Consider the following 24,455-nt stretch of genomic DNA (forward strand, 5'->3'; position numbering starts at 1 on the left):
TCCCCCTGGAGGCCCCGTTTGGACCCCTCTTGTTTATCGATATTTTGTATGTTTGTATATTTTCTGACAGAACACAAGGGGAGGCCGGCGTGAAACTTGCGACATTTCGAACCGAGGGCAGGGAGCGGATCGGCGTGGTCCACGCCGGGGATTCCAGGATTTTTGACCTGGCAGCGGCGGCCCACCGCGCTGGTCAAGCCAATCCCGCCTTCGCCTCGATGCTGTCGCTGATCGACGCCGGCGATGCCGCGCTCGACGCAGCGCGCGCGCTGGTCGAGCGCTATGGCAGCGATCTGGATCTCTCGCGTGATGTTGCGGGTACCGAGCTGCTGGCGCCGGTGCCCGAGCCGCGCCAGATGCGCGACGGCATGTCGTTTCCGCTGCACATCCTGCAGGCGCCGCGCGGCCAGCGGAAGCTCGCGGCGCGCCAGCGCGGCGACACCGAGGAGCTCGCGCGCATCGATGCCGAGCCGCTCGGCGAGTTGCCGGAGGTGTATCGCCAAGTCCCGATCTTCTACATCACCAACCGCTTCAGCGTGCGCGGCCCCAACACAACCGTGAAATGGCCGCGCTACAGCAAGGTGATGGACTACGAACTCGAATTCGGAATCATCACCAAGGGCCGGGGGAAGGACATCCCAGCCGCCAAGGCACGCGACCACATCTTCGGTTTCACCATCTTCAACGACTTCTCGGCGCGCGACACCCAGCGCATCGAGATGGACGGCCGCCTCGGCCCGTCCAAGGGCAAGAGCTTCGACGGCGGCAACGTCATGGGTCCGTGGATCGTGACGCCCGACGAGATCGGCGATCCCTATCGCCTGAAGATGGAGGCGCGCGTCAACGGCGAGGTGCGCTCGCGCAGCGTCAGCGAGGGCATGCTGTTCTCGTTCGAGGAGCTGATCGCCTATATCAGCAAGGACGAGACCCTGATGCCCGGCGAGTTCATCGGCTCCGGCACTGTCGGCAATGGCTGCGGACTCGAGCTCGGCTGGTATCTCGAGCATGGCGACGTCATCGAGCTCGAGGTCGAGAAGATCGGCGTGCTGAAGAACAAGGTCGAGCGGCAGGACGTCTGATTCTGCGGCCGACGATAACAACCAAGAAAGATGCAAGAGAGAGGACCCGCCCATGGCCCGCAAGCTGATCGACATCTCCGTGCCGCTGCAGAACGACGTGCCGGCCGATCCGCCGGGAGCGCACCCGACGATCCAATATATCGACCACCAGCAGGGGCTGCCGCGCATGCTGCAGTTCTTCGACGGGCTGAAGGCCGAGGACCTGCCGGACGGGCAGGGCTGGGCGGTCGAGCAGGTCAATCTCTCGACCCATAACGGCACGCATCTCGACGCGCCCTGGCACTTCCACCCGACGATGAACCGCGGCGAGCGCGCCTGGACCATCGACGAGGTGCCGCTGGAGTGGTGCATGCAGCCCGGTGTGAAGCTCGACTTCCGGCATTTCCCGGACGGCTATGTCGCGACTGCCGCGGATGTCGAGGCCGAATTGAAGCGCATCGGCCACACGCTGTCGCCGCTCGAAATCGTCGTGGTCAATACCGCGGCCGGCGCCCGCTATGGCCAGGCGGACTACGTCAACACGGGCTGCGGCATGGGCTACGAGGCCACCATGTATCTGCTCGAGCGCGGCGTGCGGCTGACCGGCACCGATGCCTGGAGCTGGGATGCGCCGTTCGTGTTCACGGCAAAGAAATACGCCGAGACTCATGATGCCAGCCTGATCTGGGAAGGCCACAAGGCGGGCCGCCACATCGGCTATTGCCATATCGAGAAGCTGCACAATCTGGAGCAGCTGCCGTCCACAGGCTTCACCGTGTCGTGCTTCCCGGTGAAGATCGAGCGGGCGTCCGCGGGATGGACGCGCGCGGTGGCGATCATCGAGGGGTGAGCCATCCCGGCTCAGCCCGGACGCTGCAACCTCTCCCCGCCCTGCGCGGGGAGAGGTCGGATGGCGCAGCCATCCGGGTGAGGGGCATGGCACGTGCGAGGCCCCGCTTCCAGGTCCATCGGACGGGTATGCTCGCTCCAAGACGGATGCAAGATTTCCGGACCGAAAAAGCAACACCACCCGCGCCGCTGCCCCTCACCCCAGCCCTCTCCCCGCGAAGGACGGGGAGAGGGAGCGGACTGGTGCTGGGAAGAGAGTATTCCTAACAACTACACGCCAGCATGATCTCATTCCGCCGCAGCATCGGCAGGGTCCAGGGCGGGTTGTAGAAGGCGAGCAGCGGCGCCCCTGAGACGATGATCCCCTGGCGCTGCGCGTAGTCGCGCAACTCGCGGGTCTTGTCGGCCAGAATGCCGTCGGAATACGAGCCCGAGAACGTCAGCGCGATCATGCGCTGGGCCGGCAGCGGCGTCAGCTTGATCCTCGCATCGGCCGGCGGCGGCAGGGTGTCCAGCGACCAGTTCGACGGCATCACGAAGCTGACGCTCCAGCGGTCGCTGCCGACGCCCTCCGCGGGCGCTGTGGCGGCCTGCTGTTGCACCGGCGCGGTCATCGCGATCTTGGCCTTGGCCTGGTTGGCGCCGAAGATGTAGCCGGCGATGATGCGAAACCCTTCCTCGATCGCAGGCCTGCGCGCGCCCTGCACCTCGGCCTGCGCGATGATCATCGGCGCATAGGCGCGGATCTCGACATCGCCGTCGCGCTTGACCACGTCGTATCTCGGATGTTCGACTCGGCTCATGATCGGCCCCGCTGCAATGGCTGCGCCGGCGAGAACGAGTGCGGTGGCGCCTGCGATCCAGATCAGCATGCGGCGTTTCCTCGGTGGTGTCGGCTCGGTCATGCGGGTGCGCCGTCGGTTGTTATCAACGAGGGAACGCGGCGAGAGGTCCCGCGGATCAGAAGAACCGGTCACTGTACCCTCTCCATGAACACGCCCGTCGACGTGTTTATGATCAATGTGCAGCGCCGACCTCGGTGCCAGACCCTCATGGTGAGGAGCGCCGCGCCAATCAAGCCAATTGCGAATCAAGGTCGTCGTTCGCGGCGCGTCTCGAACCATGAGGCTCGACCGAGGCCTCGCCCTTCCAGACGCCCGCCGCAGGGCGGGCTCCTCAGGGTGAGGGTTTGGGGGGGCGTGCAGGACGACAGGGATCGGACCGAAGCGAACATGTCTGCCCTGGGTACGACAAAAATTCTTGCTAAATTTCCGAAATCATGCTCTACTCCTGCCATCCCGTCCTCATGCTGAGGGGCGTACGCGTCGTCACGATACGTTGAGGCGGGGAGCGGTGGCCGCGGGCCTGTCAGGCGCTGATGCGCTGGACGATTGGCAAGTTCGCGGACGGTCAAGCCGTGTGGTCCTGGCGCCCCGATGCTGGCGCCAAGCCTGGATGACATGAACCCTGACAGGACGTGTCGTCGAGGTGACGGGGGCAAACAAGCCGGTCCCCGGGGAGAGCTCGGAGCAGCCGTGAAGCCCATCGCGCAGGGAGGGCCGGGTCTGTCCGGCTGAACCTGTGGTACCTGCCGCCTGCATTTTTTTCCGCAGGCGGGCCACGGGCCTCAGTCGAGGTCCGGTCCTCCTTGCGCCCTCGCGTTGCCGAGCGAGGGTCTCGAGCATCGCTTCGGGCGCGTGTTGCGCCGCGAGAACGATGGCGCGTGCGCGCGAGGTGGCGCTGGCATAATGGATATGCTTATCAGTTGGGGAGCGCCGCGTCGGCGCGTCAGAACCAACAATCAGCCGGTCGTAACGGCTGCTCCCTGGAGGAACCCATGGCAGACACCTCACGCCGCGATCTTCTCGTCGCCGGCAGCGCCGCCGCGGCGGCCGCGATCATCGCCGACACCCGGCCCGCGACGGCGCAAGCCGGTCCGCAGCCGATCTTCTCAGTGCCTTCCACGACCATTCCGATCGCAGGCGAGCAGGGCGTCTTCCCGGTGCGCCGCATCTACTGCATCGGCCGCAACTACGCGGCGCATGCGATCGAGCGCGGCTCCGATCCGAACCGCGAGCCGCCGTTCTTCTTCCAGAAGCCGACCGACGCCATCCAGAACGTCGCCGTCGGCGAAGTCGCCGAGCATCCCTATCCGTCGCTTACCAAGAACTATCACCACGAGGTCGAACTGGTGGCGGCGCTGAAATCGGGAGGCACTAACATCCCGGTCGATAAGGCGCTCGATCACGTCTACGGCTACGCGCTCGGCCTGGACATGACCCGGCGTGACCTGCAGAACGGCATGGCCGCCGAGAAGAAGCCGTGGGAGATCGGCAAGAGTTTCGATCATGCCGCCGTCATCGGCCCGATCCATCCGGTTTCGAAGGTCGGCCACTTCACCAAGGGCGCGATCTCGCTCGCGGTCAACGGGACGGTCCGGCAGAATTCCGATCTCACCAAGATGATCTGGAGCGTGGCGGAGCAGATCGCAAAACTCTCCGAGGCGTTCGAGCTCAAGGCCGGCGATATCATCTATTCCGGCACGCCGGAAAATGTCGGCCCGGTGGTGAAGGGCGACGTGCTGTTGTGCAAGCTCGAGGGCCTGCCGGACATGTCGATCAAGATCGTTTGAGACGAGGAGGATACGAGGTCAATCTGCCAAGCGTCTCTCCTGTCAAATCAGATGAAGCTGGTCGCCGCGACGATGGTGCGCTCCCTCTCCCCGTCCTTCACGGGGAGAGGGTTGGGGTGAGGGGCAGCCACACCCACCGACCGTGCGGAGAGCCCCCCTCACCCGGATTGCATCTGGCGATGCAATCAACCTCTCCCCGCACGCGGGGAGAGGTTGGGAGCGAGCGTCGCCGCGTGGGCTGTTATCCCAAAGGGCGACAGTCGCAATCATCCCTCCGGATGCCGCACCTGCCGCCATGGCACTCGCGGTGCCGCGCCCGTCATCACCCGCCGACGGCCCGCCATCGTTGTTCCCGCGCAAACAACCACTGCCACCCGTTCGCAAGTTTGTGGGCCGACAAAGAGCCAGCTCGCGCCGCCGCCTATCGTCGCCCGCAACAGGCAAGCGAACGAGGGCAGACGTGGCCATCATCATCGAGATCGATCACGCCAGGACGCGCCGCATGGCGCAGGGGCAGGGCCCAAGCCCATCTCCGGCTCAAGCCAAGGCGCCCGCGCGCAAGCCGGCCCGATCGCCGCGCCAACTCGGCGGGCCTGTGGTTCCCCAAGGGGTCAAGGGCCCGATCCGCCGGCTCAAATGGCTGATCCTGATGCTCACCCTGTCGGTCTACTACGTCACCCCCTTCATCCGCTGGAATCGCGGCGCCAACGCCCCGGACCAGGCGGTGCTGCTCGATTTCGCCCATGGCAAACTCTATCTCGGCCCGGCCGAGATCTGGCCGCAGGACCTCTATCTGATCACCGCGGCGATGCTGCTGGCGACGTTCATCCTCGTCCTGGTCAACGCGCTGGCCGGCCGTCTCTGGTGCGGCTTCGCCTGTCCGCAGACGGTGTGGACCGATCTGTTCCTGCTGGTCGAGCGCCTCGTCGAAGGCGACCGCCGGCAGCGGCTCAAGAACATCGGCGCGCCGTTGACGGCAAAGCGCGTCGCACAGATCGCGACCAAGCATGCGCTGTGGATGATGATCGCGCTTCTCACCGGCGGCACGCTGATCTTCTACTTCACCGATGCGCCGGAGCTGCTGCGCGATCTCGTCCATGGCGAGATGTCGGCGACCGCATTGACCTGGACGCTGGTGTTTGCCGGCACGACCTATGGCCTCGCCGGCTTCGCCCGCGAGCAGGTCTGCACCTTCATGTGCCCGTGGCCGCGCCTGCAAGGCGCGATCTGGGATCCCCAAGCCTTCACCGTGAACTACCGCGACTATCGCGGCGAGATCCGGATGTCGGCGAAGAAGGCGGCCGAGGCGCGTGCGCTGGGCGAGCCGGCCGGCGACTGCGTCGATTGCGGCGCCTGCGTTGCGGTGTGCCCGATCGGCATCGACATCCGCCAAGGGCCGAACTTCGCCTGCATCAATTGCGGCCTCTGCGTCGATGCCTGCGACGGCGTGATGGCCAAGCTCGATCGTCCGCGCGGGCTGATCGACTACGAGAGCTGGGAGAACATCGAGCGTGGCCGTGTGGGCGAGCCGCGCGTGTCGCGGCTGCTGCGGCCGAAGACGATCGGGCTCGCGCTCGCCTGCGTGGCGCTGGCCGGGGTGATCGCGGTGTCATTCGTGACCAAGACCACCGCCGTGCTGTCGGTGCAGCACGATCGCGATCCGATGTCGGTGCGGCTGTCGGACGGCTCGGTGCGCAATGCCTATACGGTGAAGCTGCTCAACAAGTCCTCGGCCGTGCAGACGTTCAAGCTCGCGATCAGCGGCGCCGATGCGGCGCTCGCGATCGTCGGCCATGCCACGGCGGATGCAATCGAGGTCGAGCCGGATGGCTCCGAGACGCTGCGCGTGACGCTGACCATGCCCGAGCCGGAGGATGCGGACATCACCTTCCAGGCGGTCGATGCCGGTAGCCAGGTGGTCCTGACCGCGCACGACCGCTTCGTCAACCGGTAGAGGAGGGACTACAGATAAGCCTTCGGCAGCAGCATGTGGATGCCCTTGTTGCCGTCCACCATCTGGGTGACGCGCAGATTGCCGGCCAGCGAGCACAGCATGTAGGCCTGGTTGCGCGACAGGTTGGTGCGGGCGCAGACATGCTTGACCATCTCGCGGGTCGCCTGCTTGGCGGCGTCGTCGAGATCCTCGTCGAGGCCGATCGACATCAGGTGCGTGGCGTTCTCGGCGAACGGCCAGGTGATGTCCATGTCCTTGCGCACGGTCAGGCGGAAGGTGCCGCTGACGCCGGTCTCCAGCGCGGTGATGCAGACCTCGCCGTCGCCCTGCACGCCATGGCCGTCCCCGGCGAAGAACAGCGCGCCCTCGTTGAACACGGGCAGATACAGCGTGGTGCCGGGCCGCAGCTCCTTGTTGTCCATGTTGCCGCCGAAACTGCGCGGCACCGGCGAGCCGCACCGTCCCCATGCCGGCGGCGGCGCGGTCGCGATGATGCCGAAGAACGGATCGAGCGCGATCTCGGTGCCCCACGGCATGATGCAGACCTGGCGCTCGTGATCGACCTTCGGGTGGATCGTCTCGTAGTCGGTGAACTCCTCGGGCAGGGTGCCGAGCAAAGGCAGGATCGAGACAAAACCCCAGTCCTGGCTGACCTTGCAACTGAGGATGTCGACCTGGAGTGTATCGCCCGGCTGCGCGCCCTTCACATAAACGGGGCCGGTGATGAAATGCGGTCCCGGACCCTGGACCATGGTGTCCAGCGCGGTGAGATAGGCGGGCGGAACGATGCTGCGGTCCTCCGGCAGGGTCTCCTTGCCGCCGGCCGGGAACGAGTGCAGCGTGACCGTGTCGCCGGAGGCGACTTCGAGTACCGGCGGTGTCGTGCTGTCGAGATAGCCCCACACCATGCTCTCATGCGTCGCGGGAATTTCGTGGCGTTTGGACATGGGCTGTCTCCGTCGGGCTCGGGTCTCGGCACTGATAACAAGGCAGGATGCGACAGGCGGCAATGCCAAAAACTGGTCAGCCTTGCTCAGGGTCCCGGCAGATCGGCGCGGCGTCCTCCGCTGATGTCAATTTTGCCAATCGGCGACGGGAGGCCGGCGAGCCCGGACGATCCAGCATCGTCGCGATCGAGCAACGCCGCAGTGCGCATCTGCGGCGCGCGGTCACGAGGGCCATGCGCAGGGGTACTACCAAGCCCATGGAATTCATGCGAGAATAGACCTGTTGGCCGCGTAGGGGTCTGTGATCATGCGACGTTCCCTGCACACCGAGCACGAGATTTTGGTTTTGCTTTGCGAGGCGGAGTCGGGTGTTCCGATTGCCGAAATTTGCAGCACGGCCGGTGTGTCGCTGCGCACGTTTTATCGCTGGCGCCAGCGCTATGGCGGCCTCACCAGTCCTGCCCTGCGTCATCTGAAGGAGCTGGAGATCGAGAACCAGCGGCTGCGCTCGCTGGTGACCAAGCTCGTCGAAGGTCAGCCGACCACCACCCCCAAAGCCGCTCCGGCGCCGCTGCGCCAGGATTGCGGCAGCACGCCCCACGGCGTGGCCGGTGCGCCGGGACAGGCACGTGGCGCCGTAATCGGCCGCTATGCCTCGGTGCGCTACGGGCGCTAGCTCATCATGACTCTGCTGAAACGATCATCGGCCGGATCGCTCCGGCCAATGACGTCGTCGGATGGCCGCGCTCAGATCGCGAGCTGATTGCCGATCGGCAACGCGCGCAGGCGCTTTCCGGTGGCGGCAAAGATCGCGTTGGCGAGCGCCGGCGCGAACGGCGGCACGCCCGGCTCGCCGACGCCGCTCGGCGGCGTGTCGGCATCGACGGGCACGATGTGCACGTTGGTCACCAGCGGCGCCTCGTCGATCCGAACCACCTGGTGGTCGTCGAAGTTGTGCTGCTGCACCCGGCCGTTCTTGAAGCTGACCTCGCCATATTTGGCGAGGCTCAGACCCATGATCGCGGCCCCTTCGAGCTGCGACTGGATGCGCTCGGGGTTGACGAACACGCCGCAGTCGATGGCGCTGTCGACCTGGTGCACCGTCAGCTTGCCCTTGTCGTCGACCGACACCTCCACGATGGTTGCGATGTAGCTGACGAAGCTGCGATGCGCGGCGATGCCGAGGCCGTGGCCCTTGGGAACGCTGCGGCCCCAATTGCCCTTCTCGGCGACGAACTCGACGACGCGGCGCAGCCGCCCGGTGTCGATCGGGTAGCTCTCATAGGGCTCGCCGTAGTTCCAGAGATCCTTCACCGAGGCGAGCTTGACGACGCGCGGACTGCCGATCAGCTCGAGCAGCATCTCCTTCTGGTCGCGGCCGGTGGCGGCGGCGATCTCGCCGACCATCGACTGCACGGCGAAGGCGCGCGGAATGTTCGAGACCGAGCGGAACCAGCCGATGCGGGTCATCGCCTTGGCGGCGGGGTTCTCGCACTGGATGTTGGCGATCTCGAACGGCATGTCGACGAGGCCCATGCCGAGCTCGAACGGCGCCGCATGATCGGCGCCGGCCGCGAAGGTGGAGAGGATGGTCGGCGCGACGCTGCGGTGACGCCAGGCGACCACCTTGCCGCTCTTGTCGAGGCCGGCCTCGATGCGCTCAACCGAGACGGTGTGCAGGAAGTCGTGCTGGATGTCGTCGTCACGCGTCCACTGCACCTTCACCGGCGCGCCCAGGTCCTTGGAGAGCAGGGCGGCTTCGAGCGCGAAGTCGCACTTCGATTTGCGGCCAAAACCGCCGCCGAGCAGCGTGACGTTGACGGTCACGTTCTCGATCGGGATCTGCAAGGTCTTGGCGACATCCTCGCGGGTGCCGCCGGGGCTCTGCACCGGCGCCCAGATCTCCGCCTTGTCGCCCTTGACGTCGGCCACCGCGACCGGCGGCTCCATGCTGGCGTGGGCGAAATGCGGCAAATAGTACTCGCCGGTGATCACCTTGTCGGCCGACTTCAGCGCCGCTTCGGCATCACCTTCCTGGCGCACGACGAGGCCGGGCTGGCGTGCGGCGGCTTCGAGCTCGGCGCGATAGGCGACGGAGTCGTAAGCCGCATTGGGGCCATCGTCCCATTCGACCTTCAGGGCATCACGGCCCTTGATCGCGGCACCCGTGTTGCGCGCGATCACGGCGACGCCGCCGAGCGGCTGGAACTTCGACGGCCACGGCCAGCCCTTGACTTCGAGCACCTTCTCGACGCCGGACACCTTCAGCGCCTCAGCGGGATCGAACGACTTCACCTTGCCGCCCGTCACGGGTGGGCGCGCGATGACGGCATACTTCATGCCGGGCAGGCGGACATCGGCGCCGTAATGCGCCTTGCCGATGGTGATGTCATGCAGGTCGACGATGCTGACCTGGCCCTTGCCGAGATAGCGGAAATCCTTCGGCGACTTCAGCTCGATGGTGTCGACCGCGGGCACCGGCTGATTGGCGGCGTCGGCCGCGAGCTCGCCGAAGCCGAGGCGCTTGCCGCTGGCGCTGTGCACGACCTCGTGGTTGACCGCTTTCACTTCGCCGGCGGGCACCCCGAGCTTTTTGGCGGCAGCAGCTTCCAGCATCGCGCGCGCCATCGCGCCGATCTGGCGCATGGGCAGCAGATAGTGCCGCGTGCTGCGCGAGCCGTCGGTGTCCTGGTTGCCGAACTTCACCTCGTCGCCGGGCGCCTGCACGACGCGGACCTTCGACCAGTCGGCTTCCATCTCTTCCGCCACGATCAGCGGGAGGCTGGTGCGGACGCCGGTGCCCATCTCGGAGCGATGCGCGAGGACGGAGACGATGCCGTCAGGCGCGATCGATACGAAGATCTTGGGATCGACCACCGTGCCATGCGGCATCTTGCCGGCACCAGTTTCATACGCGGCGAAAGCGGGACGCGACAGCAGCGGCGCTGCGAGGACGAAGCCGCCGGCGAGGCCCAGCGTCTGCAGGATGGCGCGCCGCGAGACGTTCTCGACCTTGAGATGCTGCTCGAAGCCGCGGCGCGAGGTGGTCGCCGTCTTGGGATTTGCGATGATGTTCATGATCACACCCCTGTCGAGGCTAGATGGACCGCATTCTCGATGCGCTGATAGCAGCCGCAGCGGCAGATGTTGCCGGACATCGCGTCCCGGATCTGGTCGTGCGAGGGCTTCGGATTCTGGTTGAGCAGCGCCGCCGCCTGCATGATCTGTCCGGCCTGGCAGAAGCCGCATTGCGGCACATTGACCTGCCGCCACGCCTTCTGCACCGGGTGGTCGCCGGTCGGATGCAGGCCCTCGATGGTGGTGACCTCGCGGCCTGCGACATCGGAAATGGCTGTGATGCAGGAACGCGCGGCCTCCTTGTCGACCATCACGGTGCAGGCGCCGCACAGCGCCTGGCCACAGCCATATTTCGAGCCGGTGAGCCCCAGCTCATCGCGCAGATACCACAACAGAGACAGGCTCGGATCGCCATCCCAGCTCTGCTCCTGCCCGTTGATTTTCACCTTGATCATGTTCGCCCTCGCTTTGTCGGACCAATGGTCGCTGGTTCTGATCGTTGGTGGACGCGCGCGGAACCATATGTCCCTGGTGCACGCGCCGGATCGATTGAGAGTTGTCGGAAAGCGACTCATGATAGCAGACCGCGAACAGCATCGGTCTACACAGGCGCGTGTGTTGTCAGGACGCGCGTGCGCTGCGTGCGCAGCCCGCTGCGATGCGAACGCGGAACATCGCACGATGCGCGGATGATCGTGGTCGCGAGGCGGATGCCGCGGCCAAAAAGAATGCCTCGCCAGCGTGGGGCAGGCGAGGCACCAAGTCTTCAGGAAGGAACGCTTCAGTTGTTACGCTTGGTACTGCGCGGCCGTCAGGCCGCCTTTGCTTTCGCCACGTGGGTGGCAATCGCATCCATCAGCGCCGGCGACAGGCAGTCATAAGGCTCGAGCCCCAGTTCCTTCAGCCGCGCCCTGATCTCGCCCATCTGCTCCGGCTTCACGCCCGACTCGATCACCGAGGAGACGAAGGCAGCAAATCCCGGAGCCGCCGAGCCCTGTTCCTGGAACAGCTCGGGATGGATGAAGTCGAGGCCGTAGAACGGATGGCCCGTATTCTCGATCCGACCGTACATGTGCGTTCCGCAGCCGGTGCAGGCGTAGCGCTGGATGACCGCCGAGGGATCGACGATCTTCAGCTTGTCGCCATTCTCCAGCACGGTCACGTTCTGCCGCGGCACCACCGCCACGACCGAGAAGGTTGCGCCCGACGGCTTCCAGCACTTGGTGCAGCCGCACGCGTGGTTGTGCGCGACATCGCCCTGAATGCCGACCTTCACCGGCCGGTCGTGGCACTTGCAGACCAGGGTGCCGCCCGCGAAATGGCCGCTTCCCTGTTTGACGCCGTTATCAACGGACGGGTGAATGTGGACAGTCATGGCGCAATCCTCCTCAGTTTTGCGTGGCTCGGGTCAGAACACGACGACGGAACGGATCGATTTGCCCTCATGCATCAGGTCGAAGCCCTTGTTGATCTCTTCGAGCGTCAGCGTGTGGGTGATCATCGGGTCGATTTCGATCTTCCCGTTCATGTACCAGTCGACGATCTTGGGGACGTCGGTGCGCCCGCGCGCGCCGCCGAACGCGGTGCCCTTCCAGACGCGCCCGGTGACGAGCTGGAACGGACGGGTCGCGATCTCCTTGCCGGCCTCGGCGACGCCGATGATGATCGATTCGCCCCAGCCGCGATGGCAGGCTTCGAGCGCCTGGCGCATCACCGTGGTGTTGCCGGTGCAGTCGAAGGTGTAGTCGGCGCCGCCGTCGGTGAGCGCGACGAGATGCTGGACGATGTCGCCGGTGACCTTCTTCGGGTTGACGAAATGGGTCATGCCGAAGCGGCGGCCCCATTCCTCCTTGCTGTCGTTGATGTCGACGCCGATGATCTTGTCGGCACCGGCCATCTTCGCGCCCTGGATGACGTTCAGGCCGATGCCGCCGAGGCCGAAGATGACGACATTCGCGCCGGGCTCGACCTTCGCCGTGTTGACAACGGCGCCGACGCCGGTGGTGACGCCGCAGCCGATGTAGCAGCTCTTGTCGAAGGGGGCGTCCTCGCGGATCTTGGCGACCGCGATCTCGGGCAACACGGTGTGGTTGGAGAACGTCGAGCAGCCCATATAGTGGTAGATGGTCTGGCCCTTGTAGCTGAAGCGCGAGGTGCCGTCGGGCATCAGGCCCTTGCCTTGCGTGGCTCTGATCGCGGTGCAGAGATTGGTCTTGCGGCTGAGGCAGCTCTTGCACTGGCGGCATTCCGGTGTGTACAGCGGAATGACGTGGTCGCCGGGCTTGACCGAGGTGACGCCAGGCCCGACCTCACGCACGATGCCGGCGCCCTCATGGCCGAGGATCGAAGGGAAGATGCCTTCGCTGTCGAAGCCGTCGAGCGTATAGGCATCGGTGTGGCAGATGCCGGTGGCCTTGATCTCGACCAGCACCTCGCCGGCCTTCGGCCCTTCGAGGTCGACCTCGACGATCTCCAGCGGTTTCTTGGCTTCGAAAGCGACCGCGGCGCGCGTCTTCATGTCTCAAACTCCTGTTTCATTCTCTCGAGGCCGCGGTCCTGCCCAGGGCGCGGCCTTCGTCAGTCATTTCTTGCCCATGCAGGAGTTCTCCGCTTCCGTATAGGCTGGCGGCTTACCCTCATGCTTGGCCGGGCGAACGCGCCCCACGGCATCGGTCGAGCGGGCGCGGAGATAGATATACAGATCGTCCATGTAGCAGGCCACATTCGGATTGTCGCCGAAGGCCGGCATGACGTTCTCCTGCGCCGTGCTGATGTTCTTGCGGCCGCTGGCGACGACGCCGAGGAAGTCGCCATAGCTCATGTTCTTGACCGAGTCCTTCAACGCGGGCGCATAGGTCGACCCCATGCCGTCCGGGCCATGGCAGACATGGCATTCGGAGTGATAGCGGCGGTAGCCGGAATAGGTGTACCAGTCGACCGTGCCGTCGGCGCCCACCTTGTAGGTTGGGTTGCCTTCCTTATCGAGATACTTCCCGTCTTCGGACTTGACGGCCGTCGGATCTCCAGGGCCTTCAGCCCAGGCGTTTTCGGCAACAGTCATCCCGCCGGCTGCCAGGCCTACGGCCGTGACCACCGCAAAGCAGATCTTACGCAAGGGCGTTTTCCCTTAATTTTCTGGGGCAGGCGAACCGGCGCATGGAGAGATCCATGCGCCGGAGGCAGAGGGGCTAGCTCACTGCTGCGGCAGCGAGAACACGGTGAGCGTGCCGCCGAGCGCGGTGTAGTTGCTCAGGGCCGCATAGCCGCCGACGGCGCCGAGACCGGCGGTCGGATCGGTCAGGCCGGCCGCGAGGCCGATGCCGGCCCAGCCACCGACACCCGAGAGCACTGCGACATACTGCTTGCCGCCGTTCTCGTAGGTCGTGACGTTGCCGATGATGCCGGATGGGGTCTTGAACTTGTACAGCTCCTTGCCCGTCTTGGCATCGACAGCCTTGAGGTAGCCTTCGAGCGTGCCGTAGAACACCACGCCACCAGCGGTCGCGAGCGCACCCGACCACACCGAGAACGGCTCCTTGTTCGACCAGGCGATCTTGCCGGTCTTGCCGTCCCAGGCGATGAAGTTGCCCATATGGGTCTCACCCGCCGGCGGATACATCGACAGCGTCGCGCCGACATAGGGCTGACCTGCGGTGTAGCTCACCTTGAAGGGCTCGTAGTCCATGCAGACGTGGTTGGTCGGCACGTAGAACAGCTGCGTGTCCGGCGAGTAGGCGGCCGGCTGTTCGTCCTTGGTGCCGAGCGCGGCCGGGCAGATGCCCTTGGTATTGACGTCCTCGCCCTGCTTGTCGGTCGAGTACTGGTCGACAACCTTCGGACGGCCATAGGTCGCCGAGTTCTTGTCCATGTCGACGCCGGTGGTCCAATTCACCTTCGGATCGAACTTCTCGGCGACGAGCAGCTCTCCATTGGCGCGATCGAGCGTATAGGCGAGGCCGTTACGATCGAAATGCGTCAGCAACTTGCGCGGCTGGCCGTTGATCGCCTGGTCCGACAGGATCATCTCGTTGACGCCGTCATAGTCCCACTCGTCGTGAGGCGTCATCTGATAGACCCACTTCGCGACGCCGGTGTCGGCAGCGCGCGCGAAGATCGTCATCGACCACTTGTTGTCGCCGGGACGCTGCTTCGGATTCCAGGTCGAGGGGTTGCCCGAGCCGTAATAGACCATGTCGAGCTGCGGATCGTAGGAGATCCAGCCCCAGGTGCAGCCGCCGCCGGTCTTCCACTGGTCGCCCTGCCAGGTCTTCAGGCTCGAATCCTTGCCGACCGGCTTGCCGAGCGCGGTGGTGTTGGCGTCGAACAGGATCTGATCGTCCGGCCCTTCCGAATAGGCCTTCCAGACCTGCTTGCCGCTCTTGATGTCGTAGGCGGTCATGCTGCACTGGACGCCGAACTCGCCGCCCGATGTGCCGACCAGGACCTTGTCCTTCACGACCAGCGGAGCGGAGGTGCCGGTCTGGCCCTTGCTCGGATCTCCGTTGACGGCGGTCCAGACCTGCTGGCCGGACTTGGCGTCGATCGCCACCAGCTTGTCGTCGGCCTGGTGCAGGAAGATCTTGCCGTCGCCATAGGCGACACCGCGATTGACCGTGTCGCAGCACATCACCGGAATGACGTTCGGATCCTGCTTGGGTTCGTATTTCCAGACGATCTTGTTGTCGTCGGCCAGATTGATCGCGTACACCTTGTTCGGGAACGGCGTATGCACATACATCATGTTGCCGACGATCAGCGGCCCGCCTTCGTGGCCGCGCAGCACGCCGGTGGAGAAGGTCCACGCGACCTGCAGTTTGCCGACGTTCTGGGCGTTGATCTGGTTGAGCTTGGAGTAGCGCGTGTTGGCGTAGTCGCCGGCCGGCATCACCCAGTCCTTCGGGTTGGCCGACATCTTGACCAGCTCTTCGCTGGCAAATGCGCCACCCGCGGCAAGTGCCGCGACTGACGTCAGACATGTTGCGAGCAGAACTCTTCGCATCGTCTTTCCTCCCGGGTTCAACTGAGGTTCCGCAGCACGCGGCCCAGTATTCGTTTTCGGCATCATTGATTATCCACTTCCCAAACGGGAAACTTGCCCAAAAGAGAAAAGCGCTTGCTCAAGAGTGAAGCGATGAGAAGTTTTTGGAGGAGATTTTGCTTTGCTGGTCCGCAACATGAGACGCGTTCTTGCTGCGCAGCATCAATTTGCAGCGTGCCGGTTCCACCGAAGGTTGATGTTTCCCTTGACGTGATAGGGGCGAAGGCGGAGGATCAAACGGGGAAGAATGTGGAACTCGTGCGCCGCGACGACTCTGGGCGGCCTTAAAATGGGAGCATTTTGGCTGAACTCTCGTCCGCCGTCCTGCGGCGGACCCGTTGCGCTTCGATCATGAATCGGTGGATGAAGATGTCCGATACGATCCGTTCGCTTAGTACGTCAGGGTTCTCGCCGAAGAGCCAGATCCAACGTTGGTCAGATGCACTGACTGATCTCTGCGGACGTTTCGATGTCGACCCGCTGGAGGGCGCGTCTTTCGAGGGGCGGATCAATTTCACGACCGTGTCTCGCCTGAAGCTCTGCCAGATCGAGGCGAGCCAGCATCGCATCGCCCACACCTATGCGCGGGCGCAGAAGGTGGCGCATCCCTATATCAAGATCCTGTTCCAGACCTACGGAACGTCCTATTTCGAGCAGGATGGACGGCAGATCGAGATCGGCCCGGGGGATTGCCTGGCCTATGACGTGTCATCGCCGCACACCATCATCAGCCCAGCGCTCACGCGCCATGACGTGGTGATCGTGCCGAAGGAATTGTTGCAGGAACGCGGCTTCCGCGCCGAGAAGATGCCGGCCTACAAGCTCTCGGCACGGAGTGGAACCGGGCGGATCGCGCACGATGTGACGCATGCGGCATTCGACGAGGCGACGCGGCTGTCGGCGAACTCGGCAGCAAGCGTTGCCGAGTCGCTGATCGATCTGTTGCTGTTGCCATTGCGGGAAGCCGACAGGATGCTCGATCGTGCCGGACCCGAGGCGGTCTATATCCGCGCGCAGGCTTTCATCCGGGAGCACTTGCGCGATCCCGATCTCTGCATCGATCAGATATCGGCAGCCTTAGGTTGTACGAAGCGTTACCTTCACATGGTGTTCAGCGATCGCGGCATGACCGTCAGCGACTACATCTGGCGCGCACGGTTGCAGCATTGCCGTCAGGAGTTGGAGACGCAGAGCGGCAAGACGATTACTGACGTCGCGTTCTCGTGGGGCTTTTCGAGCTCGTCGCACTTCAGCCGCGTGTTCCGGAAGTATTTCGGCGTCGTGCCGTCGTCGGTTCACAAGACGGCAGCCCGCGCTGACTAAATGGAAGCGGCGCTAGCGCGCGCCGCTCCGGATGATCTTCTGGAATGCATCGCCGAGGATGATCGGCTCGCGCGGCGGCAGATAGGTCAGGCCGGCTGTCGCGGCGAACCTGGCGAGATCGCCGGACGACTCGAGCTCCGCGAGGATCTTGTTGACCGAAGCGAGCAGCTCTGTCGCGCTGGACAAAGCGACATAGCCCCGGTTGGCGCCGATCGGATAGCTGTAGCCGGAGGCCACGAGCTTGCTGTCCGGATGGGCTGCCCGATAGGCATCGAAGCGTCTGCCGTCGAGCAGTGTCGCCTCGAACTTGCCCTGCTCGAGCGCGCCCAGGAGATCATCCCGCGTCGGGATCAAGTGCGTGATGTCGTCGATCAGGCGGCCCTTGTCGAACGTCATCAGGATCGCGTCGGCCAGCGTGCCGCTCTCGATCGCGAGCTTCAGTCCGGCGAGATCGCCGATGTCCGTGATCCGGCGCTGTTTTGCGGAAGGGCCGATAACGACCGTCAGAGTCGAGAACAGATAGGGCTTGCTCGGCGTCAGCATGCCGAGCGCAATGCGCCGCCGCCGGTCGTCGCGCGTCGCGCCGTCATAGTCGGGCAGTTTGGCGGTCTTGACGCCGGGTGCGACCAGCCCGTCCTGGGTGAAGGCGTAGCTCCCGAGCAGCGAGCAGCGGCCATCGGACAGCAGCGCGTTCGCCTCCAATGCCGGCGAGGAATCCTCGTCCAGCTTGCTCTCATACCATTGGATCTCGAGTTTCCTGCCGAGCCGGTCCGCGATCGCCTGACCCAGCAGCACGTCAAACCCGCTCCCGGGCTTGCCACGATGATGGACCGACAGCGGCGGGAGGTTCTCGTCGAGGCAGATGCGCAGCACATCGTCAGCGGCCTGAACCGCTGATGATGCCGACAACATCAGGAATGCCGCTGCGTAATGAATCAGACGGCGCATCATTGCGTTCTCCGGCTCGAGACATAGGCCCAGAGCGCCGTGATCTCGTCATCGCTGAGAATGTCGCCCCAGGGCGGCATGCGGCCATTCTTGCCCTGTTTCACCGTGGTGACGAAGCGCGGTTGATCGTCGGGAAAACGGCGCAGGTCCGGCGTGACCGTGCCGGAATTCACCATGTTCGGGCCATGGCAGTGCGAGCACTTCTGGGCGAAGGTGGTCTTGCCGAGGTCGATCGCGCTGTGGGCCGCGGTGCCGTCTTGTTGTTGCGCGAAGGCGGCCGCCGAAAGCGCGGCCGAGATCGCGACGACGGCGGCGATGGTCGCCGCCGTTTTCAGGAACATCTGCTTCACGGGCAATCCGAACTCAGTTCTTGACCGCGAAGACCCAGAGCGAGCCGCCCGCCGGAACGTTGGCCAGGCGCTCGTCGCCGGAGAACAGCGAGTAGACGCCGCCATAGCCGGAGGTGACGGCGACGTATTGCACGCCATCCTGCTGCCAAGTCACGGGCTGGCCCTCGATGCCGGAGCCGGTCTGGAACTGCCACAGCTTCTTGCCGCTGTCGGCGTCGAAGGCCTCGAACTCGCCGGTCAGCTTGCCCGAGAACACCACGCCGCCGGCGGTCGACAACACGCCCGAGAAGCGCGGAATGTCGCTCGGCTGCTCCCACTTGGTCTTGCCGGTCATCGGATCGATGGCCTTCAGCTGACCGCGCGGACCTTCCGGCCAATCCCAGAGATCCGTCAGGTCCATGCCGAGGTACCACTCGCCGGCCTTGTAGGTCGCGGGCTCGGTCTTGTAGTGGCCGCCGAACACGAGCGTGTTGGCGTAAGCAAGACCGGTCTGCGGATTGAACGACATCGGCTGCCAGTTCTTGCCGCCGAGGATCGACGGATAGACGGTGACTTTCTTGCCCTCGCGCGCGTCACGCGTGACATCAGTCTCGACCGGCTTGCCGGTCTTCAGGTCGATGCTGGAGGCCCAGTTGACCTTCACATAGGGATTGGCCGCCAGCAGCTTGCCGTTGGTGCGATCGAGCACGTAGAAGAAGCCGTTGCGGTTGGCGTTCATCAACACCTTGGTCGGCTTGCCCTCGACATTCATGTCGGCGAGCACCATCTCGGCGACCGCGTCATAGTCGAACGGGTTGTTCGGCGAGAACTGGAAGTGCCACTTCATCTTGCCGGTCTTCGGATCGAGCGCGAGCACCGAGCAGGTGTAGAGATTGTCACCCGGGCGCACCGCCGCGTTGAACGGGCCGGGATTGCCGACGCCCCAGAACACGGTGTTCTGCTCGGGGTCATACGAGCCGGTGATCCAGGTCGAGCCGCCGCCGAGCTTCCAGGTATCGCCCTTCCAGGTATCGCCGCCGGGTTCATCCGGGGTCGGCACCGTGTGGGTGCGCCACAGATGCTTGCCGGTCGCGGGATCCCAACCGTCGATGAAGCCGCGGGTGCCGAACTCCGCGCCCGAGATGCCGGTCAGCACGACGCCGTCCGCCACCAGCGGCGCGACGGTCATCGAGTAGCCTTCCTTGATGTCGGCGGCCTTCTGGCGCCACAGCTCCTTGCCGGTCTTGGCGTCGAGAGCGATCACGTTGGCGTCGAGCGTGGTGCGGAAAACCTTGCCGTCGTACAGCGCGGCGCCGCGGTTGATGATGCCGCAGCAGACGACGCGCGGGGTCTCGGCCGGATACTCGATCTTGCTCTTCCAGATCTGCTTGCCGGTCTTGGCATCGACGGCCATCGTCGCATTGTGCGTCGTGACGTAGAGCACGCCCTGATAGATCAATGGCTGCGACTCCTCGCTGCGATCATCAGCGAAGCTGTAATTCCAGACCGGAACGAGGTTCTTGGCGTTGTCCTTGTTGATCTGCGTGAGCGAGCTGAACCGCTGCAGATTGTAGCCCATGCCGTAGTTGAGGACGTTTGCCGTATCAGTTGCACCCTTGACCAACTGATCGGCGCTCTGCGCGCTCGCACCATGTGATGCAAGAATGGCGAGGCCTGCGGCCAGCGCGATCCGCTTCATTCATTTCCTCCAAGATTTTTATGCGCGCCTATCCTGACGCTGCGGGAACAACACTCCGCTCGATTCCGGGAAGCGTCAATACGAAAAGCTGGGCAGGTATCCTCGCCAAGTTGGGACGTTTTCCCGCGCGGCGGCAGGCGTCGAGCCAAGCCTTTGTCATCGCGTCATATTTGCAGGCGGCATGATCGCACCGTTTTCGTGTTGCTCTGCGGCATGAACATTGCTTCGCTGCAACATGCCGGGATCAACAGAGGAGTAGACGGGATGAGGCGAAGCATCCTTTGGCTCGGCATGCTGTGTTGCCTTTGGGTGAGTGCAAGTGCGCGTGATCTCGGCCAATGGGAGGCAGTCGATCCTGCATTGCGCCGGTGGTACGAGGCGCTGATGCAGCCGGACGTGCCGACGGCGTCATGCTGCGGTGAGGCCGATGCCTACTTCGCCGATGAAGTCCACGTCCGCGACGGCAAGACCTACGTCATCATCACCGATGATCGTCCCGACGAGCCGCGTGGCCGGCCGCATATCGATGTCGGTACGGAGATCGAAGTTCCCGATCACAAGCTGAAGTGGGACAAAGGCAATCCCACGGGGCACGGCGTGATCTTCCTGAGCCGGAATCGCTACGTGTTCTGCTACGTACAGCCGGGCGGGGCCTGAGCAGACCCAGATCCGGCGACGATTGAGGCGGAACGTTGTCGGTCGAGAGACGGCGGTGCAGGAGATCTGCAGCAAAAGCTGCCGTCGTCTGTCTTGCGTTCGCTCGGACGCAGTCCTAGCTTCGCCGGTGGCGCGAGCAACGCGTCAATCAACGAACGTTAGAACTTGGGAGCTCGAAATGGCCTGGAAGACACCGAAGATCGTCGAAGTGCCCGTGGGCATGGAAATCAACATGTACGCCTGCGCGGCCCGCAAGTAATCACCTGCGATCCGCCAAGCCGGCGAGCGTATCAAGCTTGCGATCGGCTTGGCGGATCTGGGGTCCAGCCATCCTCTTGCGATCGACATTTTGGTCAACCGCAAGAAGTTTTCGACAGCCTTCGGTCAGACGTCCTGCGTATCGAAGATGTAGAGGTCGACGCCGCCATCGGCGAAGTTGGGCAGATCTCCCGCCGCGGCTTTGCCCTCGGCCGAGCCCATGCCGGCCTGCAGGGCCTGCATTGAATCGAATACGAGAGTGGCGACCAGGTGGATGTTGCTGGGACCGGCCGGTCCGTTCACGGGACCGCGGCTGATATCGTAGCTCTTCAGGCCCGGAATTTTCTTCGCGAGCGGCACGTGGACGTTCATGTAGTGCTTGTCGAACGCTTCGGCGCTCTTCGGGGTCTTGTAGAGTACGAGAACCTTGGGCATCTGCTTCCTCCGCTGTCGTCTTTTTGAGGTCGATCGACCGGTACCCATTGCAGCCGATCTGGTGGCCCGGATCAAGCGTTGACGCCGCCCGACTCGCGCTCGGTTCCGCTCATAAAGTCGGCGCCGGGGAGAAACCGATGCAGCAGGACGCCGTAGATTGAGGTACTCTGCTTCAGGCCTCGTTGAGGATATCGAGCCATGAGCCCCATCGATCTCGTCATTACGGTTTGCGCCGTGCTGTCCCCGACCAATTGCGAGGAGCAGCACCTCGTGTTCGCCGACGGCGGCGCGTCGTTGCAGCAATGTGCGATGAAGGCGCCGCCTTACATCGCCCAATGGATCGGCGAGCACCCGAAATGGACCGCGGTGCGCTGGCGCTGCGAGTATCCGCACAGCAACGACAAGGCCTGAGGCGGCTCGGCCGCTGCAGGCCTGAGCTACTTCGTGCAGTCTTGCAGATCCTTGTCGGCCACCGAGACGACGGCATCGGCCTTGATGTCGAGACCGCGCACGATGCATTGCCGGTCGCCGGAATAACTGACCTTGGCGTCGTAGTGTCCCGGCTCGACGCCGCTGAGCTTCAGCCGCTCGTCGTGATCGAGCTCCTTGTCCTTGTCGCTCAGTGTCTGATTCGGACCCCAGTTGTTCTGGCCGGCGGGCGAGAGCTGGAAGCCGGTCATGGTCGCAGTGGTCAGATTCCACAACCGGATGCCCTTGCCCTGCGCGAGCGCCGCGGTCGACAGGCCCGCGGCGAGGACGGCCGTGGCGGCGAGTGCTGGTCTCATGGCGTTTCCTCAAGAGCTGATGTCCAGGATTTGCCACGACTATGACACGGAAAAATCCGGCCCCGCCAGCTCGGCCTTGATCGCCGCGACCGTCGCATCGGTGCGCTGTGCCCGGGGAACAGCGATGGGCATGGTGTGCAGCAGTCGCGCCGGACGCGGCGACAGCAGGAAGATGCGGTCGCCGAGCCGCACGGCATCGTCCATGCTGTGCGTGACGAGCAGCGTGATCATCGGCCTGGACGCCACCAGCGTCGCGATCTCCTCGCGCAGCCTGGCGGCTAGCGCATCGTCGAGCGAGGCGAGCGGCTCATCGAGGATCAGGAAGTCCGGCTCGACGGCAAAGGCGCGCGCCAGCGCGACGCGACGGGCGAGGCCGAGCGACAGCTCGCCCGGGAAGTGGCTGCGATGGCCTTCGAGCTCGAGCACGCCGAAGATGGCGGCGAGCCGGTCGTCGGCGACGTCGGGCGCAGCCAACCGGACATTCTCCTCGACGGAGCGCCACGGCAGCAGCCGGGGCTCCTGGAACACCATGGCGAGTCGGGCGCCGTCCGGTCGGGTGACCTGACCCTGATAGTCGCTATCTAGGCCGGCGAGGATCCGCATCATCGTGCTCTTGCCGCAACCGGAGGGGCCGACGACGACGCCGACCTCGCCGCGCTGCAGCGTGAACGCAATGCCTGAAATCACCTCCTGGCGCTTGCCATTGGCGCTGGTGTAGCTCTTCGATCGAATGTCGACCTCAAGCCGCACGGAGCCGCCACCTTGATGCGCGCTGCTCGAACGGCTGCACGAGGACGGCCTCGATCACCAGCACCACGGCGGCGAAGCTGAGCGAATAGGCGAGGAGCAGCGGGATGTCGAACAGCTGAAAGGCGACGCCGATCTCGAAGCCGATGCCGTTGGGACGCCCGAGCAGCTCGGCGACCAGCACGATCTTCCAGACCAGCGACAGGCCTGAGCGTGCGGCGGCCGCAATATAAGGCGCAAGCTGCGGCAGCAGGACGTGGCGGACGATGCGGCCGCGCGGGAAGGCGAACACTTTCGCCATCTCGTCCAGCGACGGATCGAGCGCGCGGGCGCCTTCGCGCAAGGTCACGACGGCCGTCGGCAGCTTGTTGATCGCGATCGCCGCAATCGCCGCGACCTCGGTAAGGCCGGCCCAGATATAGGCCAGCACGATCACCACCAGCGCCGGCAGATTGAGCAGCAGGATCAGCCAGGGGTCGCCGAGGCGATTGGCGAGGCGGTTGCGGCCCATCCAGTAGCCGAGTGCCGATCCGATCGCCATCGACAGGGTGAAGGCGAGGGCGACGCGGGCGAGCGTCGCGCCGAGATGCAGGAACAGCGCGCCGGATTTTGCTTCCGCAACAGCGACGGCCAGCACAGCCGACGGCGGCGGCAGCTTGGCGCTGCCAGCGACAGTCGCAGCCACCCACCAGGTGGCCAGCAGAAGCGCGAAGGACAACAGCCGCAGCACTAATCCCTCGCATCCGCCCTGTAGTAGGTGCCGGGGCTGATCTCGGCGGCGGGGCCGACCAGATCGCGGCCGCCGATCGAGGCGAGCACGCCATAGAGAATGCGGGCGTCGGTCTCCTCCTCGGACACAGAGCGGCGCGGAATGCCCTCGCGGTAGCGGTCGCGATAGGCGCGCAACGTCGCCTCGTCCGGCGCGCCGGTCAACGGCGCGATCGTCTGCCACTCGGCGTCCGACGTGCCCAGGATTTCCTTGGCCTTCGCCGTGACGGACAGGAAGCGGCTGACGAGATCACGATGCTTGCTGGCCCACTCCTCGTCGAACACGTAGCCGATCATCGCGGTGCGGCCCTTGGCGCCGAAGGCTGGCAGGATGTCCTCGATGCCGGCGAGGCGACGGAAGCCTTTGGCCTCGAGCGCGGCGCAGAAGTTCCAGTAGTTCAAGCCGGCATCCATCTCGCCGTCGGCCAGCTTGGCGGCCAGCAGCGGCGGCGCGCCATAGGTGATGGTCGCCTGCGACTTCAGCTCGACGCCGTCGCGCTTGAGCGCTGCCTGCAGCAGCAGCCAGCTCTTGTCGAGCGGGCCGCCGGCGACCGCGAGCTTGCGTCCCTTGAGATCGGCAAGCGTCCTGAGTGGCGAGTTTGCCGGCACCATCACGGCGCCGAGCGCGCTGGAGTAGGGGGAGAAGGTGAGCTTGGCGCCGAGCGCGCGCTCGCGCGATACCCACAGCCAGTCCGAGACCATGATGTCGGCGTTGCCCGCGCGCAGCGCGATCTTGCCGGCCTCCGGGCTCGCGAGCTCGACCGCATCAATCGCGATGTCGGCCTGCTTGTCGAACTGGTGCGCGCGAATGACGGCCAATTCCCAGGCGAAGGTCCCGGTCTTTTGCACCGCAACCTTGACCGTCTCGGCGGCGCTTGACGCCGGGATCGGCAGCAGCGCGCAAGCAATGACAGCAATGAACAAGCGACCGAGCTGTATCATGGGCGCGT

The 24,455-nt window shown here is 64.7% G+C and carries 25 protein-coding genes; 9 read left to right on the top strand and 16 right to left on the bottom strand.

Translation table 11 applies throughout. From position 1 onward, the window contains the following. The first annotated feature begins 89 nt into the window (after positions 1-89). Both ACQR0Z_RS08360 and ACQR0Z_RS08365 read left to right on the top strand, forming a co-directional pair. Entirely contained in the window at positions 90-1,079 is a 990-nt protein-coding gene (locus ACQR0Z_RS08360) for a fumarylacetoacetate hydrolase family protein (protein ID WP_434918315.1), read from the top strand. Positions 1,080-1,131: 52 nt separating this feature from the next. Continuing rightward, the gene (locus ACQR0Z_RS08365; RefSeq protein WP_434876514.1) at positions 1,132-1,908 is read left to right on the top strand and encodes a cyclase family protein; all 777 of its coding nucleotides are present in this window, start codon (positions 1,132-1,134) and stop codon (positions 1,906-1,908) included. Between the two features lie 262 nt (positions 1,909-2,170). Here the strand turns inward: ACQR0Z_RS08365 and ACQR0Z_RS08370 are convergent, their stop codons facing one another. Beyond that, the gene (locus tag ACQR0Z_RS08370) at positions 2,171-2,779 is read right to left on the bottom strand and encodes an SOUL family heme-binding protein (RefSeq protein WP_434861443.1); all 609 of its coding nucleotides are present in this window, start codon (positions 2,777-2,779) and stop codon (positions 2,171-2,173) included. Positions 2,780-3,744: 965 nt separating this feature from the next. Between ACQR0Z_RS08370 and ACQR0Z_RS08375 the strand changes: the two genes are divergently transcribed. Further along, positions 3,745-4,539 carry a fumarylacetoacetate hydrolase family protein gene (locus tag ACQR0Z_RS08375; RefSeq protein WP_434918316.1) on the top strand — a complete coding sequence of 265 codons (795 nt, stop codon included), beginning with the start codon at positions 3,745-3,747 and terminating at the stop codon, positions 4,537-4,539. Positions 4,540-4,999: 460 nt separating this feature from the next. Next, positions 5,000-6,493, top strand: a complete 1,494-nt coding sequence (ccoG, locus tag ACQR0Z_RS08380; protein WP_434918317.1) for a cytochrome c oxidase accessory protein CcoG — start codon at positions 5,000-5,002, stop codon at positions 6,491-6,493. 8 nt (positions 6,494-6,501) lie between these two features. On the opposite strand, the gene ACQR0Z_RS08385 is transcribed toward ccoG, so the two are convergent. Continuing rightward, positions 6,502-7,440, bottom strand: coding sequence for an acetamidase/formamidase family protein (locus tag ACQR0Z_RS08385; RefSeq protein ID WP_434918318.1), 939 nt, complete (start codon positions 7,438-7,440; stop codon positions 6,502-6,504). Positions 7,441-7,747: 307 nt separating this feature from the next. Here ACQR0Z_RS08385 and ACQR0Z_RS08390 point away from each other — a divergent pair, with 307 nt between their 5' ends. Then, entirely contained in the window at positions 7,748-8,116 is a 369-nt protein-coding gene (locus ACQR0Z_RS08390; protein WP_434918319.1) for a transposase, read from the top strand. A 71-nt stretch (positions 8,117-8,187) separates the two neighbouring features. On the opposite strand, the gene ACQR0Z_RS08395 is transcribed toward ACQR0Z_RS08390, so the two are convergent. The 6 genes from ACQR0Z_RS08395 to xoxF5 all read right to left on the bottom strand — a co-directional run bounded on the left by ACQR0Z_RS08395 (position 8,188) and on the right by xoxF5 (position 15,517). Beyond that, positions 8,188-10,518 (bottom strand): molybdopterin cofactor-binding domain-containing protein, encoded by a 2,331-nt coding sequence (locus tag ACQR0Z_RS08395; RefSeq protein WP_434918320.1) that lies wholly within the window; start codon positions 10,516-10,518, stop codon positions 8,188-8,190. Positions 10,519-10,520: 2 nt separating this feature from the next. Continuing rightward, a complete protein-coding gene (locus ACQR0Z_RS08400; protein ID WP_434918321.1) occupies positions 10,521-10,973 on the bottom strand; it encodes a (2Fe-2S)-binding protein in 453 nt (150 codons plus the stop codon). Between the two features lie 356 nt (positions 10,974-11,329). Next, complete coding sequence (gene gfa, locus ACQR0Z_RS08405) at positions 11,330-11,893, bottom strand: S-(hydroxymethyl)glutathione synthase (RefSeq protein ID WP_434861449.1); 564 nt, start codon at positions 11,891-11,893, stop codon at positions 11,330-11,332. Between the two features lie 33 nt (positions 11,894-11,926). Beyond that, positions 11,927-13,036 carry an S-(hydroxymethyl)glutathione dehydrogenase/class III alcohol dehydrogenase gene (locus ACQR0Z_RS08410; protein ID WP_434861450.1) on the bottom strand — a complete coding sequence of 370 codons (1,110 nt, stop codon included), beginning with the start codon at positions 13,034-13,036 and terminating at the stop codon, positions 11,927-11,929. A gap of 63 nt (positions 13,037-13,099) precedes the next feature. After that, positions 13,100-13,579 (bottom strand): c-type cytochrome, methanol metabolism-related, encoded by a 480-nt coding sequence (locus ACQR0Z_RS08415; protein ID WP_434861451.1) that lies wholly within the window; start codon positions 13,577-13,579, stop codon positions 13,100-13,102. A 132-nt stretch (positions 13,580-13,711) separates the two neighbouring features. Further along, the gene (gene xoxF5, locus ACQR0Z_RS08420) at positions 13,712-15,517 is read right to left on the bottom strand and encodes a lanthanide-dependent methanol dehydrogenase XoxF5 (protein WP_434918322.1); all 1,806 of its coding nucleotides are present in this window, start codon (positions 15,515-15,517) and stop codon (positions 13,712-13,714) included. Between the two features lie 408 nt (positions 15,518-15,925). On the opposite strand from xoxF5, the gene ACQR0Z_RS08425 reads away from it, so the two are divergent. Next, a complete protein-coding gene (locus ACQR0Z_RS08425; RefSeq protein ID WP_434861487.1) occupies positions 15,926-16,879 on the top strand; it encodes a helix-turn-helix domain-containing protein in 954 nt (317 codons plus the stop codon). Between the two features lie 12 nt (positions 16,880-16,891). On the opposite strand, the gene ACQR0Z_RS08430 is transcribed toward ACQR0Z_RS08425, so the two are convergent. Genes ACQR0Z_RS08430 through ACQR0Z_RS08440 form a run of 3 tightly spaced genes read right to left on the bottom strand, consistent with a single transcriptional unit; the run spans position 16,892 to position 19,855 of the window. Next, entirely contained in the window at positions 16,892-17,827 is a 936-nt protein-coding gene (locus ACQR0Z_RS08430) for a substrate-binding periplasmic protein (protein WP_434918716.1), read from the bottom strand. Then, positions 17,827-18,168 carry a c-type cytochrome gene (locus ACQR0Z_RS08435; protein ID WP_434861489.1) on the bottom strand — a complete coding sequence of 114 codons (342 nt, stop codon included), beginning with the start codon at positions 18,166-18,168 and terminating at the stop codon, positions 17,827-17,829. Before ACQR0Z_RS08435 ends, ACQR0Z_RS08430 begins: the two co-directional genes overlap by 1 nt. A gap of 22 nt (positions 18,169-18,190) precedes the next feature. After that, positions 18,191-19,855 (bottom strand): methanol/ethanol family PQQ-dependent dehydrogenase, encoded by a 1,665-nt coding sequence (locus ACQR0Z_RS08440; RefSeq protein WP_434861453.1) that lies wholly within the window; start codon positions 19,853-19,855, stop codon positions 18,191-18,193. 264 nt (positions 19,856-20,119) lie between these two features. On the opposite strand from ACQR0Z_RS08440, the gene ACQR0Z_RS08445 reads away from it, so the two are divergent. Then, a complete protein-coding gene (locus ACQR0Z_RS08445) occupies positions 20,120-20,512 on the top strand; it encodes a hypothetical protein (RefSeq protein WP_434918323.1) in 393 nt (130 codons plus the stop codon). A gap of 178 nt (positions 20,513-20,690) precedes the next feature. Then, positions 20,691-20,771, top strand: coding sequence for a pyrroloquinoline quinone precursor peptide PqqA (gene pqqA / locus ACQR0Z_RS08450; protein WP_009031067.1), 81 nt, complete (start codon positions 20,691-20,693; stop codon positions 20,769-20,771). A gap of 125 nt (positions 20,772-20,896) precedes the next feature. Here the strand turns inward: pqqA and ACQR0Z_RS08455 are convergent, their stop codons facing one another. Then, on the bottom strand, positions 20,897-21,205 hold the full coding sequence (locus ACQR0Z_RS08455; protein WP_434918324.1) for an EthD family reductase: 309 nt from the start codon (positions 21,203-21,205) through the stop codon (positions 20,897-20,899). Positions 21,206-21,403: 198 nt separating this feature from the next. On the opposite strand from ACQR0Z_RS08455, the gene ACQR0Z_RS08460 reads away from it, so the two are divergent. Then, on the top strand, positions 21,404-21,616 hold the full coding sequence (locus tag ACQR0Z_RS08460; protein ID WP_434861455.1) for a hypothetical protein: 213 nt from the start codon (positions 21,404-21,406) through the stop codon (positions 21,614-21,616). 26 nt (positions 21,617-21,642) lie between these two features. Here ACQR0Z_RS08460 and ACQR0Z_RS08465 read toward each other — a convergent pair whose 3' ends face one another. The 4 genes from ACQR0Z_RS08465 to ACQR0Z_RS08480 are packed head-to-tail and all read right to left on the bottom strand — an operon-like array spanning position 21,643 to position 24,447. Then, complete coding sequence (locus ACQR0Z_RS08465) at positions 21,643-21,990, bottom strand: hypothetical protein (RefSeq protein WP_434918325.1); 348 nt, start codon at positions 21,988-21,990, stop codon at positions 21,643-21,645. Positions 21,991-22,029: 39 nt separating this feature from the next. Next, entirely contained in the window at positions 22,030-22,740 is a 711-nt protein-coding gene (locus ACQR0Z_RS08470) for an ABC transporter ATP-binding protein (RefSeq protein WP_434918326.1), read from the bottom strand. Next, positions 22,730-23,467 carry an ABC transporter permease gene (locus ACQR0Z_RS08475; protein WP_434861458.1) on the bottom strand — a complete coding sequence of 246 codons (738 nt, stop codon included), beginning with the start codon at positions 23,465-23,467 and terminating at the stop codon, positions 22,730-22,732. Before ACQR0Z_RS08475 ends, ACQR0Z_RS08470 begins: the two co-directional genes overlap by 11 nt. Then, entirely contained in the window at positions 23,467-24,447 is a 981-nt protein-coding gene (locus ACQR0Z_RS08480; RefSeq protein ID WP_434918327.1) for an ABC transporter substrate-binding protein, read from the bottom strand. The genes ACQR0Z_RS08475 and ACQR0Z_RS08480 overlap by 1 nt, the downstream gene beginning before the upstream one ends. Between the last annotated feature and the right edge of the window lie 8 nt (positions 24,448-24,455).

The sequence above is a fragment of the Bradyrhizobium sp. HKCCYLS3077 genome, from assembly GCF_051167555.1.
Taxonomy (GTDB): domain Bacteria; phylum Pseudomonadota; class Alphaproteobacteria; order Rhizobiales; family Xanthobacteraceae; genus Bradyrhizobium.

What these genes read in the sequence shown, in the direction of transcription:
- gfa (WP_434861449.1), bottom strand. Translation starts at nt 11,893, where the DNA reads ATGACTGTCCACATTCACCCGTCCGTTGATAACGGCGTCAAACAGGGA.
- ACQR0Z_RS08455 (WP_434918324.1), bottom strand. Translation starts at nt 21,205, where the DNA reads ATGCCCAAGGTTCTCGTACTCTACAAGACCCCGAAGAGCGCCGAAGCG.
- pqqA (WP_009031067.1), top strand. Translation starts at nt 20,691, where the DNA reads ATGGCCTGGAAGACACCGAAGATCGTCGAAGTGCCCGTGGGCATGGAA.
- ACQR0Z_RS08465 (WP_434918325.1), bottom strand. Translation starts at nt 21,990, where the DNA reads ATGAGACCAGCACTCGCCGCCACGGCCGTCCTCGCCGCGGGCCTGTCG.
- ACQR0Z_RS08375 (WP_434918316.1), top strand. Translation starts at nt 3,745, where the DNA reads ATGGCAGACACCTCACGCCGCGATCTTCTCGTCGCCGGCAGCGCCGCC.
- ACQR0Z_RS08480 (WP_434918327.1), bottom strand. Translation starts at nt 24,447, where the DNA reads ATGATACAGCTCGGTCGCTTGTTCATTGCTGTCATTGCTTGCGCGCTG.
- ACQR0Z_RS08385 (WP_434918318.1), bottom strand. Translation starts at nt 7,440, where the DNA reads ATGTCCAAACGCCACGAAATTCCCGCGACGCATGAGAGCATGGTGTGG.
- ACQR0Z_RS08400 (WP_434918321.1), bottom strand. Translation starts at nt 10,973, where the DNA reads ATGATCAAGGTGAAAATCAACGGGCAGGAGCAGAGCTGGGATGGCGAT.
- ACQR0Z_RS08370 (WP_434861443.1), bottom strand. Translation starts at nt 2,779, where the DNA reads ATGCTGATCTGGATCGCAGGCGCCACCGCACTCGTTCTCGCCGGCGCA.
- ACQR0Z_RS08410 (WP_434861450.1), bottom strand. Translation starts at nt 13,036, where the DNA reads ATGAAGACGCGCGCCGCGGTCGCTTTCGAAGCCAAGAAACCGCTGGAG.
- ACQR0Z_RS08390 (WP_434918319.1), top strand. Translation starts at nt 7,748, where the DNA reads ATGCGACGTTCCCTGCACACCGAGCACGAGATTTTGGTTTTGCTTTGC.
- ACQR0Z_RS08435 (WP_434861489.1), bottom strand. Translation starts at nt 18,168, where the DNA reads ATGTTCCTGAAAACGGCGGCGACCATCGCCGCCGTCGTCGCGATCTCG.
- ACQR0Z_RS08460 (WP_434861455.1), top strand. Translation starts at nt 21,404, where the DNA reads ATGAGCCCCATCGATCTCGTCATTACGGTTTGCGCCGTGCTGTCCCCG.
- ACQR0Z_RS08415 (WP_434861451.1), bottom strand. Translation starts at nt 13,579, where the DNA reads ATGACTGTTGCCGAAAACGCCTGGGCTGAAGGCCCTGGAGATCCGACG.
- ACQR0Z_RS08440 (WP_434861453.1), bottom strand. Translation starts at nt 19,855, where the DNA reads ATGAAGCGGATCGCGCTGGCCGCAGGCCTCGCCATTCTTGCATCACAT.
- ACQR0Z_RS08365 (WP_434876514.1), top strand. Translation starts at nt 1,132, where the DNA reads ATGGCCCGCAAGCTGATCGACATCTCCGTGCCGCTGCAGAACGACGTG.
- xoxF5 (WP_434918322.1), bottom strand. Translation starts at nt 15,517, where the DNA reads ATGCGAAGAGTTCTGCTCGCAACATGTCTGACGTCAGTCGCGGCACTT.
- ACQR0Z_RS08395 (WP_434918320.1), bottom strand. Translation starts at nt 10,518, where the DNA reads ATGAACATCATCGCAAATCCCAAGACGGCGACCACCTCGCGCCGCGGC.
- ACQR0Z_RS08445 (WP_434918323.1), top strand. Translation starts at nt 20,120, where the DNA reads ATGAGGCGAAGCATCCTTTGGCTCGGCATGCTGTGTTGCCTTTGGGTG.
- ACQR0Z_RS08430 (WP_434918716.1), bottom strand. Translation starts at nt 17,827, where the DNA reads ATGCGCCGTCTGATTCATTACGCAGCGGCATTCCTGATGTTGTCGGCA.
- ACQR0Z_RS08425 (WP_434861487.1), top strand. Translation starts at nt 15,926, where the DNA reads ATGTCCGATACGATCCGTTCGCTTAGTACGTCAGGGTTCTCGCCGAAG.